14 protein-coding genes are annotated in these 12,850 nt (G+C 39.4%); 9 read left to right on the plus strand and 5 right to left on the minus strand.

The annotated features are described in order from the left end of the window. Nucleotides 1-93: 93 nt before the first annotated feature. From J3L16_RS11575 to J3L16_RS11595, 5 genes are all read left to right on the plus strand, one after another. Entirely contained in the window at nt 94-1,656 is a 1,563-nt protein-coding gene (locus tag J3L16_RS11575) for a PAS domain-containing methyl-accepting chemotaxis protein (protein ID WP_207613140.1), read from the plus strand. Between the two features lie 280 nt (nt 1,657-1,936). Further along, nucleotides 1,937-2,410 (plus strand): superoxide dismutase [Ni], encoded by a 474-nt coding sequence (locus tag J3L16_RS11580; RefSeq protein WP_207613141.1) that lies wholly within the window; start codon nt 1,937-1,939, stop codon nt 2,408-2,410. Between the two features lie 158 nt (nt 2,411-2,568). Continuing rightward, nucleotides 2,569-4,596, plus strand: coding sequence for an NADPH-dependent 2,4-dienoyl-CoA reductase (locus J3L16_RS11585; RefSeq protein ID WP_207613142.1), 2,028 nt, complete (start codon nt 2,569-2,571; stop codon nt 4,594-4,596). A 141-nt stretch (nt 4,597-4,737) separates the two neighbouring features. Next, a complete protein-coding gene (locus J3L16_RS11590) occupies nt 4,738-7,209 on the plus strand; it encodes a M1 family aminopeptidase (protein ID WP_207613143.1) in 2,472 nt (823 codons plus the stop codon). Further along, nucleotides 7,190-7,699, plus strand: a complete 510-nt coding sequence (locus J3L16_RS11595) for a DUF6702 family protein (RefSeq protein ID WP_207613144.1) — start codon at nt 7,190-7,192, stop codon at nt 7,697-7,699. Before J3L16_RS11590 ends, J3L16_RS11595 begins: the two co-directional genes overlap by 20 nt. A gap of 3 nt (nt 7,700-7,702) precedes the next feature. Here J3L16_RS11595 and J3L16_RS11600 read toward each other — a convergent pair whose 3' ends face one another. Continuing rightward, the gene (locus J3L16_RS11600; RefSeq protein ID WP_207613145.1) at nt 7,703-8,194 is read right to left on the minus strand and encodes a TrmH family RNA methyltransferase; all 492 of its coding nucleotides are present in this window, start codon (nt 8,192-8,194) and stop codon (nt 7,703-7,705) included. A 216-nt stretch (nt 8,195-8,410) separates the two neighbouring features. After that, complete coding sequence (locus J3L16_RS11605; RefSeq protein WP_207613146.1) at nt 8,411-9,235, minus strand: hypothetical protein; 825 nt, start codon at nt 9,233-9,235, stop codon at nt 8,411-8,413. An 85-nt stretch (nt 9,236-9,320) separates the two neighbouring features. Here J3L16_RS11605 and J3L16_RS11610 point away from each other — a divergent pair, with 85 nt between their 5' ends. Both J3L16_RS11610 and J3L16_RS11615 read left to right on the plus strand, forming a co-directional pair. Beyond that, the gene (locus tag J3L16_RS11610; RefSeq protein ID WP_207613147.1) at nt 9,321-9,824 is read left to right on the plus strand and encodes a hypothetical protein; all 504 of its coding nucleotides are present in this window, start codon (nt 9,321-9,323) and stop codon (nt 9,822-9,824) included. Beyond that, entirely contained in the window at nt 9,821-10,030 is a 210-nt protein-coding gene (locus J3L16_RS11615) for a helix-turn-helix transcriptional regulator (protein ID WP_207613148.1), read from the plus strand. The genes J3L16_RS11610 and J3L16_RS11615 overlap by 4 nt, the downstream gene beginning before the upstream one ends. 156 nt (nt 10,031-10,186) lie before the next feature. On the opposite strand, the gene J3L16_RS11620 is transcribed toward J3L16_RS11615, so the two are convergent. Then, the gene (locus tag J3L16_RS11620; RefSeq protein ID WP_207613149.1) at nt 10,187-11,005 is read right to left on the minus strand and encodes an HAD family acid phosphatase; all 819 of its coding nucleotides are present in this window, start codon (nt 11,003-11,005) and stop codon (nt 10,187-10,189) included. 218 nt (nt 11,006-11,223) lie between these two features. Here J3L16_RS11620 and J3L16_RS11625 point away from each other — a divergent pair, with 218 nt between their 5' ends. Together J3L16_RS11625 and J3L16_RS11630 are read left to right on the plus strand one after the other, a co-directional pair. After that, nucleotides 11,224-11,511, plus strand: coding sequence for a hypothetical protein (locus J3L16_RS11625; protein WP_207613150.1), 288 nt, complete (start codon nt 11,224-11,226; stop codon nt 11,509-11,511). 80 nt (nt 11,512-11,591) lie between these two features. Continuing rightward, nucleotides 11,592-12,149, plus strand: a complete 558-nt coding sequence (locus tag J3L16_RS11630) for a CBS domain-containing protein (RefSeq protein WP_207613151.1) — start codon at nt 11,592-11,594, stop codon at nt 12,147-12,149. A gap of 53 nt (nt 12,150-12,202) precedes the next feature. On the opposite strand, the gene J3L16_RS11635 is transcribed toward J3L16_RS11630, so the two are convergent. Further along, nucleotides 12,203-12,463 (minus strand): DUF2798 domain-containing protein, encoded by a 261-nt coding sequence (locus J3L16_RS11635; RefSeq protein WP_242698801.1) that lies wholly within the window; start codon nt 12,461-12,463, stop codon nt 12,203-12,205. Continuing rightward, nucleotides 12,460-12,750: a putative quinol monooxygenase gene (locus tag J3L16_RS11640; protein WP_207613152.1), complete on the minus strand. Its 291-nt coding sequence runs from the start codon at nt 12,748-12,750 to the stop codon at nt 12,460-12,462. Before J3L16_RS11640 ends, J3L16_RS11635 begins: the two co-directional genes overlap by 4 nt. Nucleotides 12,751-12,850 lie beyond the last annotated feature (100 nt).

Raw genomic sequence — 12,850 nt, forward strand, 5'->3', positions numbered from 1 at the left:
TAAATGAAAAATTGAGTTTCATAAATACTCTGCTATTTTTTCAGAAAACAACTATAAATATTAACATGATATAAGTTCAGAAGGTTGAGGCGCATGGGTTTAAGCACATCAGGCACAGAGCAGTTCTTTGACGAGTCAGAAATTTTACTTTCAATTACTGACTTAGATAGCAGAATAAAATATGCAAACACTGAATTCTGTGACATCGCTGGATATACAAATGATGAACTAAAAACTCAACCTCATAATATAGTTAGGCATCCAGATATGCCTAAAGCTGCATTTAAAGACTTATGGTCTTTTATTCAGCAAGGAAAATCTTGGATGGGCCCTGTAAAAAACAGATGTAAAAATGGAGACTATTACTGGGTAAATGCATTTGTCACCCCGATTAAAGACGCTTCAGGCAACAATGTTGAATTTCAATCGGTTCGGACTAAATTAGATGCCAATGTACAAAAAAGAGCGGACGATTTATACGATAAATTAAACAAAGAACAAATACCGTTAAAGCTTAAGTATCAAATTGATCAAACATTATGGCTACAAGCAACCTTGTTTTTATTCACCTTGGCAAGTATTGCTCTCACTTTCTTTTCTGACGTTAGTTTATTGATTACATTGCCTTTTATAATCATTGGCCTTGCATCTTCACTTGTTTCAATACAATGGCGCTCAAAGTACAAAAAGGTATTAGACGAATCTAAAACTATTTTTACCAATCCTTTGATGAGTTATTTATATTCGGGAAGCAATGATGCTGTAGGAAGCATACAACTAGCATTAGCAATGCAAAAAGCAGAAATTAATGCTGTTGTTGGAAGAGTGAGTGATGTATCACTTCATGTAAATAAAAATGCTATAGATACATCGAAGCAAAATGAACAAGTATCTCAAGATTTAAGTAACCAAAGAGTAGAATCTGAGCAAGTTGCAACTGCAATAAACCAAATGTCGACCACAATTCAAGATCTCGCGGTTACTATTTCCGATACGGCCAAATCGGCTAATCAAGGCCAACAAATTACCGAGTCTGGCCAAGAAACCATTATTTCTTCTATCAAGGCGATTAACGAATTATCGGTACAATTAACCGAGGTTGATTCAATGGTAGGCAAACTATCCAATGGTAGTAAAACAATAAGCTCTGTACTTTCAGAAATAAGCGGTATCGCTGATCAAACAAATTTATTAGCGTTAAATGCGGCTATTGAAGCGGCAAGAGCTGGTGAACAAGGAAGAGGCTTTGCCGTTGTTGCTGAAGAAGTAAGGGCACTTGCTTTAAGAACACAACAATCAACAGAAGAAATTAGAAACTTGCTAGCACAATTACAAGCTGACTCAGGCAACGCTGTTGAAGCAATGAATAAAGGTAATGAACTATCAACAAATTGTGTAGATTTGTCTAACCAAGCGGGTGAGGCATTAAAAAACATTCACAGTGAAGTAACGTTAATATCAGATAAAACAACACAAGTAGTTACCGCAATAGATGAGCAATCAGCCGCTGCCGAGCAAATTAACAACAATGTAGTGCGTATAAACGAAATTATCGTGTCATGTGAAAATAGCAGCCAAATAGCAAACTCATTGTCTTTTGAGCTCATTGAGAAGTTATCAAACCAAGAAGCTTTGGTAACGCAATTTAGGCGTTAATCGTTTATTTATTTGTAATTTCAACAGAATCTACCACTAGTTGAAAATACACATATTTATCATCCTAAGTTAAGGCTACTATTAGATATAGTAGCCTTATACTTTGTTCTAGGTACTAAGTACTAGGTACTAGTTATCAATGAAAATAGACAAATTGTGACTTTATCGTTAACAATTTAACTTCGTATCTAGCTGAGACTTAGTTATTCTGTAAGTTGAACTAAAAGCTGAATCAACTCGTATCAGCAATAGCCCTTCCTTTAATAAAATGGAGTTAGTAATGAACCGTCAATTTAAACCTATCCTTGGTATGCTTATTTTTGCTACTGGATTGAATTTTTCAATTTCGTCTACCGCAAACGCACATTGCCAAATTCCATGTGGTATTTACGACGACCATCTTCGCGTAGAGTTAATGATGGAAGACGTAACAACGATTTATAAAGCGCTAAGTGAAATTGATGAATTATCAAATAAGAAAGATGCGCAATCACAAAACCAGATGGTTCGCTGGGTTGTAAACAAAGAAAACCATGCTCAAAAAATTATTGAAACCATCAGTAATTACTTTTTGACGCAACGAGTGAAGCCAAGCCAGAAAGATTATTCTGAGCGTTTAGAAAAACATCACCTAGTAATCATGCTAGCCATGAAAGCTAAGCAAAATACGGATATAAGCCATGCAGAGGCCTTACGTAAAGCCGTTGCAGATTTATCTCCATACTATCCTGCACATGAGCACGAAAGAAAATAGCCCCGCAGTGACGAAGAAACCATGAATCAATTTCTTTTTATCGGTTCATGGCTTCTTATTCCAATAAATACGCTTTTGACCAGTAAATGCTGCGCATTTAATAAAAACAGGCTACACTCAAACAAGTTGTCAGACCAGTTTAAAGGCGCACGTTTCCAATGAACCAGATTTCTTCTTATCCGCACATGCTTGCGCCTTTAGATTTAGGCTTTACCACCTTGCGTAATCGTACCTTAATGGGCTCGATGCACGTGGGTTTAGAAGAAGAAAAAAACGGATTCGAGAAACTAGCAACCTTTTACGCTGAACGAGCCAAAGGCGGCGTTGGCCTGATTGTAACCGGAGGCATTAGTCCAAATATCTCCGGTTGGGTTGCGCCATTTGGTGGCAGAATGAGCAGTCGCCGTCATGGAAAAAAGCACAGAGTTATCACCGATGCCGTACACAAAGAAGGCGGGAAAATATGTATGCAAATATTGCATACGGGCCGCTATGGTTATCACCCTTTTACTGTTTCCGCATCTGCTATCAAATCTCCGATTACGCCTTTTAAACCCAAAGCACTTTCTGTTCGAGGTATTAAAAAAAACATCAAAGATTATGTTTCTTCTGCCAAACTCGCTCAAGAAGCAGGGTATGACGGCGTTGAGATAATGGGGTCTGAAGGCTACCTAATTAATCAATTTTTCTGTGAGCGTACCAACAAACGCAGTGATGAATGGGGCGGAAGCTTAGAAAACCGAGCGCGCTTTGCAGTAGAAATTGTCAAGCAAACCCGGCAAAAAGTGGGTTCCAACTTCATTCTTATTTATCGCCTTTCAATGTTAGATTTAGTTGACGGTGGTGCACCTTGGGATGAAGTCGTTTACTTAGCAAAAGCTATAGAAAAAGCCGGAGCAACCCTAATTAACACAGGTATTGGCTGGCATGAAGCTCGTGTACCCACAATAGCCACATCGGTACCAAGAGCCGCATTTACGTGGATTACACAACGGATGAAGTCCCAGGTAAATATCCCCCTCATCACGACGAACCGAATCAATACACCCGATGTTGCAGAGCAAGTACTCAAAGACGGCCATGCTGATATGGTTTCCATGGCACGCCCTTTTTTGGCAGACCCAGAATTTGTCAAAAAAGCCTCTGAAGATAGTGCCGACAGTATTAATACCTGTATTGCCTGTAATCAAGCTTGTTTAGACCATGTCTTTAAGCAGCAAAGAGCCAGTTGTTTAGTGAACCCTGTTGCCTGCTACGAAACAGAATTGGTCTTTCCCGCTGCAAAACAAAGCAAAAAAATCGCTGTGGTAGGTGCAGGGCCAGCAGGGTTAGCTTTCGCCACATACGCAGCTGAACGAGGGCACCAAGTTCATTTGTACGATAAAGCCAGTGAAATTGGTGGTCAATTTAATTACGCAAAACAAATACCGGGCAAAGAAGAATTCTACGAAACCTTACGGTATTTCACTAAACGTATCGAAACTACAGGGGTAAACCTACATTTAAACACCCGTGTTTCAGCAAAAACACTGGAAAATCAAAACTACGATCATGTAGTTATGGCAACGGGAATTAAACCTCGTGAACTAAATTTAACAGGCTCAGATAACCCTAACGTTTTAAGTTATCTTGATGTCCTAAGGGATCATAAACCTGTAGGTAACCGCGTAGCTATCATAGGTGCAGGCGGTATTGGTTTTGATATTGCCGAATACTTAGTGGAATCCAAAAACTTATCGACACAAGCCGATAAGTGGTTAGCCCACTGGGGGATCGATAAAAGCTACCAGCAAGGTGGAGCACTGACTAAGCCTCGTATCACCCCATCGCAGAGAAAGGTTTATTTATTACAGCGAAAAACCACAAAAGTGGGCGCAGGTTTAGGAAAAACCACGGGTTGGATACACCGCAGTAGCCTGAAATATCACAATGTTACAATGATGAATGGTGTGTCTTATGAATATATCGACAACAAAGGCCTTCATATTTCCATTGATGAACAAAAACAGTGCCTAGAAGTCGATACCATTATTGTCTGCGCTGGCCAAGAGCCATTGCGAGAAATTCAATCTGAATTAGAAACCTTAAATATCCCTATTCACCAAATAGGAGGCGCTTTTGTCGCCAATGAGCTTGATGCCAAAGCTGCAATTCGGCAAGGCGCGGAGCTTGCCGCGTCAATTTAGTGAATACACACGAATAATAAGATAAACATCCTCTGTTATGCGCCAGTCTTCTATCAATAGGCTGGTATCCCCCCCCCTCATTGCGTTATAGTTTTATTAGAATAATCAAAACTAATAAATAACATAGACAGGAAATACAACATGCAAGCTTTTGGTATCCGAGCGATTCGGCTCCTTATTGTTTCATCGCTTGTTGCGTTGCCGTGTGCAAATGCGGCTATACAGCAAACGAAAGGGAACTTCGAAGATAAATTTAGGCAACTGGATGAGGTTTTGCCTACTCCTAACGTTTATCGAAATGCAGCTGGTGAGCCAGGGCATCAATATTGGCAACAAGAAGTTGACTATAAAATAGATGCAACGTTAGACGAAGAAAAACGTCGTCTGGAAGCCACTGAAACCATCGTTTATAAAAACAATTCTCCTGACACGCTAAAATACCTTTGGGTTCAATTAGACCAAAATAAATTTAAAGATGACTCATTATCTGCGTTAACAACAACCTTTGGCGGCATTGGTAACCGCGGTCCGGCGACACAATCGGCAAGTGGTGGTAAACCCGCTCAATTGAGTTTAGCTGCGCTAAGACGTATGCAGTTTGTCGAAGACACTGAATTAGGTTATCAGATTTCTCGCGTTGAAAATAAAGCAGGCGAGACACTAAAAATCACCACAGTTGGCACTTTGATGCGTGTTGACTTAGTTAAGCCTCTAAAACCAGGGGAAAGCGTTACTTTCGATATCGATTTTGCCTTTAACATAGTTGAAGAAGATGCCGTATCAGCACGTTCTGGTTACGAACATTTTCCTGATGATGAACGTGAAGGCGGCAACGATATATTCTTGGTTGCACAATGGTTCCCGCGTTTAGCTGCATACACTGACTATGAAGCTTGGACGAACAAGGAGTTCATTGGTCGCGGCGAATTCACTCTTGAATTTGGTGACTACGATGTATCGTTAACTGTGCCTGCGGATCACATTGTTTCTGCTACCGGAGCACTTCAAAATCCAAAAGATGTACTTACCCGTAAGCAAAGAAGTCGCCTGAAAGAAGCTGAAACATCAGATCGCATAGTATTTATTGTGACTGAAGAAGAAGCGCTAGAAAATGAAAAAGAAGGCACTGACAAAACCAAAACATGGAACTTTAAAGCCGATAACGTAAGAGATTTTGCGTGGGCATCTTCACGTAAGTTCATGTGGGACGCGAAAGGTCATCAACAAGGTGGCGATGTTCAACCTTTAGTTATGGCGATGTCGTTTTATCCAAAAGAAGGTGGCGACTTATGGAAGAAGTATTCAACTGAAGCCATTGTTCACACTATGGATGTCTACAGCGAATTTTCATTTGATTACCCTTATCCAGTTGCTCAGTCTGTAAACGGGCCTGTTGGCGGTATGGAATACCCGATGATCACGTTCAACGGTCCTCGTACTGAATTACAAGACGACGGCAGTAGAACCTACACTTTGGCTGAAAAACGTTTCCTAATTGGTGTTGTTATTCACGAAGTGGGTCACATTTATTTCCCTATGGTTGTGAATTCAGACGAGCGCCAATGGACTTGGATGGATGAAGGTTTAAATAGCTTCTTAGACGGTGTTGCTGGTCGCGAATGGGACCCAACTATTCCTTGGGGTGTTGAACCAAGAGATGTAACAGGTTACATGAAGTCTAATACCCAAGTACCCATCATGACTCAGTCTGATTCAGTACTTCGTTTAGGTCCGAATGCATACACCAAACCAGCAGCGGCATTGAATATCTTACGCGAAACCATTTTAGGTCGTGAACTGTTTGATTTTGCCTTTAAAGAATATGCTCAGCGCTGGATGTTTAAACGCCCTACTCCTTCAGATTTCTTCCGTACTATGGAAGAAGCATCAGGCGTAGATTTAGACTGGTTCTGGCGTGGTTGGTTCTACAGCACAGATCACGTTGATATTTCTTTAGACAGTGTTTACAAGCTTCGTTTAGATACCAAAAATCCTGATATCGATTTTGACCGTGAACGTCAATTTGAGTTAGACAAGCCTCTTTCACTCACTGATGAGCGCAACAAAAAAGAAGGTATCGAGCTTTGGGTTGACCGTTTTGAAGATCTTGACGATTTTTATGACGCAAACGACCGCTTCACTGTTACCAACAAAGAAAGAAATGCCTACAACAAATTCCTTAAAGGCCTTAAGCCTTGGGAAAAAACAGCCTTTGAACGCGCTATTGATGAAGACAAAAACTATTATGTTTTAGATTTTTCAAACAAAGGTGGCTTGGTAATGCCTATTATCTTGGAACTGAGCTTTGCTGACGGTACCACTGACAGCATGCGTATTCCTGCTGAAATCTGGCGTCGTACTCCAAATGCAGTATCTAAGCTTATTGTAACGGATAAAGACAAAGAGCTCGTCAGTGTAACGGTAGACCCAAGATGGGAAACAGCTGATGTTGATGTTGAAAACAACCATTACCCGCGCAGAATTATTCCTTCGCGCATCGAGGCATTCAAAGCAAAACCTCGTAGCGGTAATGTTAACCGCGACATCATGCAAGACATCAAAACTGAGCTAAAAACAGAAGACAAAGAAGAAAATGACGACACAGATAATTAAATCTGTGTTGGCAATGGTACTGCTAGCCTCGCTAGCAGTACCTGTTTCTGCCCACCAAATTAAATCTGCGATAACCACAGTTTTGTTCAACCCTAGAACAGAAAATATAGAAGTATCACACCGATTTAATTTGCACGACGCAGAACACGCTGTAAAAGCACTCTTCAACAAAAACTCCGACATACTGGACGACATTCTTACGCAAGCTGAATTTGCCGCTTACGTTAACGAACGTTTTGCACTTTTGAATCAAGATGACAGTGCTATTGCACTTAACGATGTAGGTTTTGAAGTAGAAGGTAAACACTTTTGGGTGTATCAAGAAACAGCTCAGCCCCCTGAATTAAAAGGGCTGAAAGTACGTCATGATAGCCTAAGAGACATTTGGCCCGACCAAGTCAACACACTGAATGTAGAAGGCAAAGGCGATATTCAAACCCTTACCTTTAATGACAATGTAACTCTACTTAGCGTAGAGTTTGGTCACTAAGCTCTATTCAATACGGCTGTTATTGTTGTTATCTCTAGCTGCACTGATTGCCGTATTACTTCTATCGTAATTTTCTTTCGACAGCCTGTCGTACAATACAATGTTAGCTGCCCCACCTAAATTCAAATTATGAGAGCAAGGAATATAAACCACTTCATCTGCTGCCTCTATTAGGTCTGGGGGGACTGTGCCATCTTCTGGGCCAAATATATAGAATGCACTTTGTGGGTGTTCAAATTCTGGCAGTGGCGTTGCATTTTCGACTAATTCAATCACCACTACTTTGGCACCTCGTGGTTTAATAGAAAGTAAGTCCTCTACTCCAATAGTAGGAATTTTATACCGCATATTTTGTGTATCGGCGTTAAAGTCTTTTGCGTAACCAAAACGATTTCCCGAATAAAACACAGAGCTGGCGCCAAAGCCACCGCAAGCTCTTAAAATCGATGCAACATTCGATGCTGACTTAGGATTAACTAATCCAATACTTACCATATTATTGTGCCTTATACAGATTTACTACGACGAGCAAAACTTAATTAAAGCACTATTATGCAGTTGTTTTTTAAAAAGACGTAATTTTTTATCGGTCATCGATGATGAGTTGCAACGTAAAGTAGGACTCATTAATACTCTAAAAGAAATTGCTCGATATGGTATGTTTGAAAATAACCAAGTGCACTTTTTTAAGTGCACTACTATAGCCATTCGTTATTGCGCTTCAATAGTGCCGATCCGCTTATTGGCATAGTCCAGTATAAGAATATATTTATCTTCCAATATGGCATTGCCCATTAAACCCGCAAGTCCTGCATTAGCAAAGTCTAATTGGGGATCATCTGAGTAATAAACATTACCTTCTACACAAATAGTGCCAAGGCAAATGGGTGAACGTGATTTAGCGCCATACAATATAACTTTGCGATCCCAAGCGGGTACTTCCATTGTATGCTCTGGTGCAGTTGCATGTTCTTTAGACACAAGTTGAAGCCACTGCTCTTTGTTTAACACCAACTTAAATATAGAACTACCTGTATCAAATACGACAGGAGATAAGGTTACATCGCCCACATTTACCGATGTGACAATATGCAAACTATCAGTGACTTGCCCGTCAATGTAATTAATCTGCGATGTTGCAAGCTCCTCTGGAATAGCGTTAGCTTTCATGAATCGATTACGGGGAAAATCGATAATCAACATGCTGTCTTTAAAAAAACTGGCACCTAAGGTACCCACTGCGTGTTCGTCAGATTTTTTTGTGTCGTGAATCTTAAAGGTATCATTTATTGATTGCCCTGAGGTCGTATCAAATGTCATGATTTTATTACCATCAAATTGATAAGCAGGGGCATACAGATAAGAAGACGGCGCACCGGTATCCAGTTGCAGTCTGGTGCCATCATTTAGTTTAACTAACATTGCAGCACGCTTTAACTCCACCCCATCTATGGTTTGTTGGCCCCATTCAAAATTCATCCATTCATTTGCTGATAAATTGAAACTTAATAGAAACACAAAATACATTGCTTTCATTGTTGATCCTTAAACGTTAAAATTACTGTAATAAACTCATTAATTATCGTTATACAATAATTTTTACATGTAGGAAAGAAAAATAATGAAGACTAGTATGATCTTTGTATTGTGCCGCTGGGTTATTTTAGGTTTAGCTGCAGGACTATGTTTTTACGTTATATGGTCTGTCTTAGTTAATGGACAAATGCCCATTGTAGGGGGAGGAAAGGCTGAAATTGAGTATGCAAAATTACCGAATACTAGCGCCTATATCGTGAATTTACTGCTAATGCCTAGGGTTATTGGTGCTGTTATTTTGTTTTTTTGGCTACAAAAGCTATTTCAACTCTACGAGAAATCTTGTTATTTTTCTCCCAAGAGTATGCAATGCTTTATTTGGATCGTTGTCACTAATGCTGCGTTATACGCGTACACTGTGGTGTTAAACATTGGCTTTACGCTGTATATGCGTAAACTTGATACCGGTGATGAATACCCCATAGTTATAGACTTGCTTTATGTATTTACTTTGTTTGTTTCACTCGCATTGGTCCATGCACTGAAACACGCAAATAAAATTGAAAATGAGAATAAAGAATTCATATGAAAATTGTTGTGAATCTTGATGTTATGCTAGCTAAACGAAAAATGAAGTCGAAGGAGCTAGCTGAAAAAGTGGATATTACTCCTGCTAATATGTCTTTACTGAAACAAGGCAAAGTAAAGGGCATAAGGTTTGAAACTTTATCGCTCATATGCCATTTCTTAGACTGTCAGCCTGGTGACATCCTAGAATTTGTTGATGAACCTTAAGCTCCCCAAAAAATCATGATCATGGTCTTCTACTCCATGGCCATTAAGTGCGTGCAATGCTTCAATTTATCTCACCCTTCTTCGCCTCTTAAAGCGACATAATAAAATTTACGAAAAACGTTAGCTGCTAATAGAGGCAAAAATGAAACGGTGTTTTTAGTGATAACCTGCAGCTGCGCTTTTCAATTTAGCGCGATTTTCATCAGATGCTTCAGGCTCTGAGTCACCAAAAATACTCGCCATCCAATGTCCATCGGTTGGGTTTGGAAACAACACATAGGTTTTACCAAACAAGGCGCGATCTTCTTTCATCTTTTGCTTACGTCCTTCTACATCATTTTTGACATAATATTTACGACGAAAATCATTTAAATTGTCACCAAGAAAAACCACAAGATTGTAATCTTCCATAATTTCATTTTGACGTATTTCCTTATTTGATGACTCTCGTAATACGGTAAGGTGCGACTCATCTTTTAATGGAAACCCTAAATGGCGAATGTTACCCAAAGCATACTCAAAGGTATTTTGGCCCTGCTCTCTGCTGGTAACATAGAATATTTCGACGCCATTTTTGTGACAGAAATCTAAAAATGCTTTTGCACCAGGTGAAGCAACCATTTCATTTTTAGGAATCCATTTGTCCCAAATGTCATCGTCAAAGAAATCGAGATTTTTATCTACTATGGCAGACCAATAAATAAGGGGCAACGCTAACGTATCATCAAAATCAGAGACGATAGCCAATGGCTTATCTCCTTTTTTACGTTTTGCTAAAGCTCGCTCCACATGCATTTGTGCAATATTAAATCCTTGATAGTAAAGTGCCTCATATTCAGCTGATGTTTGTTTCCAAGCGAGGGAATACAACAGCGGGTTATTGGTTGGTTGCTCTGCAGCAATAAGTAAAGAAGGGCCAGATAGCACGCTGTGAATAAACAATATTTTTAATATGTCGCGAAACAACCTAGTCATAAATGGGTTTACCTAATAAAGAATTTAAATGTTAAGTTGGAACAAGCATTAGACAAATTGCCACACAATGCAGTGTGACTACCTCAATTCACATTGTATGTGAACAATAAATGTAAACAACTTCAGCTGTGGCCTCAATAAATTAATACAATAAGGGAACTTACAGTTAAAAAGAATGCCTATACCTACTATATATAAGTCATTAGAAATAAATAGTAATGAGACAAGCACTTTTATTTTCGTTAGCGATATTATTGGGATTAAGTAATGCCCAATCTTATGCTGCGCTCGACGAATTAAATGATACTGCCACTTGTTACTTAGATAACCTGAGTGCGACAGAGTTAGACGTCGAGGACGACAACGACGACCTTGGGCTAGTAGCATTCCCTTCAAGGTTTTCTAAACGCTACCTGTATACCCCTCTCTCTTTTATTATTTTCGTTTCCTCTGAAGAGTTTTTACAACCTCATAGCAGAGCCCCTCCTGTTTCCCTGTTTAGTTAGTTATTCAATTGATTTTGACGGAAAGAGCACAGCGTTACTTGTCTTTCCGTTACCCCTATCTAAAAGCAGGAAAACGTATTATGAAACCATTAAACATTCATTCTATTGGCAATATTCGCAAATTTGCCACTACAACAGAAACTGAGGAAATTACTTTACTGAGCCCTGCTCTTTCATTTTTCACTGATTTCACAGTCACTCGCCCTCTGGTTATTGAATCAAATATATCTGCCGTTGATACAGAACGGCTAATGAAAAAGGCTCACGTGCGTTTAAAATTAGTTTTAGACGAGAAAGGTGAGTTACTTGGTATTGTGAGCGCAGACGATTTACTAGAACGAAAAATTGTTCAAAAACTCGATATCGGCATTGATAGAAAAGACCTTTCCATTACTGACTTTATGACGCCACGAGAAAAGTTAAACGTTCTAGATTTTAATGATGTAGAAAAAAGTAATATTGGGAAAGTCATACATACGCTGAAAAACTCAGGTCAACAGCACTGCCTTGTTGTGGATTCTGATAAACAGCTGATACGAGGCTTATTTTCGGTGAACGATATTTCCCGTAAACTAAAAATTGAAATTGATGTACAAGACCAACCCAGTTTTTCTAAGTTAGCGATAAAGCTAGATTAATATAACCCAAAGTAGTGTAATGGCAGCACAAACTACTGCCATTACACGCCCTTCTATTTACCTTTCCGCGTTTGTAATTGAAACATCTCTATTTTCTTTACGAAAAATCGTGAAAATGTTTGCACTGTTGGACCAAAGCCAAACGAAATGATTGCCGCAGCGGGCCAAGCTAGCATGAAAGCCTGCCCCCACGCAGTGATAAATTCAGGACGCAAACCAAGGTTAATAAAGGTTACCCACCCACTCATCAAAAACGACAACAACAAGGACATAAATAAGGCAAAGACAGTCCGTTCAAGCAGCATTGCATTCATAAGTTTATGCGACTTAATTTTTCAATATACACCACTTCTGTGAGCTCCATTGCAAGGTAATCTAACGTATGCTTGTGTTTAAAGTGTGCGGTTAGCGCATCTTCATTCACCCATTCTTCCCATAGGGTAAACAAATGAGGATTAGCTTTATTTTGCAGCACATCAAAGCGAATACAACCTGACTCTGTTACCGTTTTAGATTGCAAAGTTTCAAGCGCTCCGCGAACTTCTTCATGTGTGTTATTAGAGCAGTTTTTTAAACCTGCACTTACCCATAATGTAGACATATAACCTTCAAATTTAAACTCATAATAAACATTAAGAACCTAGAATATACAATTCCTATTTTGAGATATACAATCAAAAAACCAATCATACAATTCAAAA

Origin of the sequence: Alteromonas sp. 5E99-2, assembly GCF_017368475.1 — a bacterium.
Taxonomy (GTDB): Bacteria; Pseudomonadota; Gammaproteobacteria; order Enterobacterales; family Alteromonadaceae; genus Alteromonas_F.

Coding starts and splice junctions, on each gene's coding strand:
- J3L16_RS11575 (WP_207613140.1), top strand. CDS start 94: ATGGGTTTAAGCACATCAGGCACAGAGCAGTTCTTTGACGAGTCAGAA.
- J3L16_RS11580 (WP_207613141.1), top strand. CDS start 1,937: ATGAACCGTCAATTTAAACCTATCCTTGGTATGCTTATTTTTGCTACT.
- J3L16_RS11585 (WP_207613142.1), top strand. CDS start 2,569: ATGAACCAGATTTCTTCTTATCCGCACATGCTTGCGCCTTTAGATTTA.
- J3L16_RS11590 (WP_207613143.1), top strand. CDS start 4,738: ATGCAAGCTTTTGGTATCCGAGCGATTCGGCTCCTTATTGTTTCATCG.
- J3L16_RS11595 (WP_207613144.1), top strand. CDS start 7,190: ATGACGACACAGATAATTAAATCTGTGTTGGCAATGGTACTGCTAGCC.
- J3L16_RS11600 (WP_207613145.1), bottom strand. CDS start 8,194: ATGGTAAGTATTGGATTAGTTAATCCTAAGTCAGCATCGAATGTTGCA.
- J3L16_RS11605 (WP_207613146.1), bottom strand. CDS start 9,235: ATGAAAGCAATGTATTTTGTGTTTCTATTAAGTTTCAATTTATCAGCA.
- J3L16_RS11610 (WP_207613147.1), top strand. CDS start 9,321: ATGAAGACTAGTATGATCTTTGTATTGTGCCGCTGGGTTATTTTAGGT.
- J3L16_RS11615 (WP_207613148.1), top strand. CDS start 9,821: ATGAAAATTGTTGTGAATCTTGATGTTATGCTAGCTAAACGAAAAATG.
- J3L16_RS11620 (WP_207613149.1), bottom strand. CDS start 11,005: ATGACTAGGTTGTTTCGCGACATATTAAAAATATTGTTTATTCACAGC.
- J3L16_RS11625 (WP_207613150.1), top strand. CDS start 11,224: ATGAGACAAGCACTTTTATTTTCGTTAGCGATATTATTGGGATTAAGT.
- J3L16_RS11630 (WP_207613151.1), top strand. CDS start 11,592: ATGAAACCATTAAACATTCATTCTATTGGCAATATTCGCAAATTTGCC.
- J3L16_RS11635 (WP_242698801.1), bottom strand. CDS start 12,463: ATGAATGCAATGCTGCTTGAACGGACTGTCTTTGCCTTATTTATGTCC.
- J3L16_RS11640 (WP_207613152.1), bottom strand. CDS start 12,750: ATGTCTACATTATGGGTAAGTGCAGGTTTAAAAAACTGCTCTAATAAC.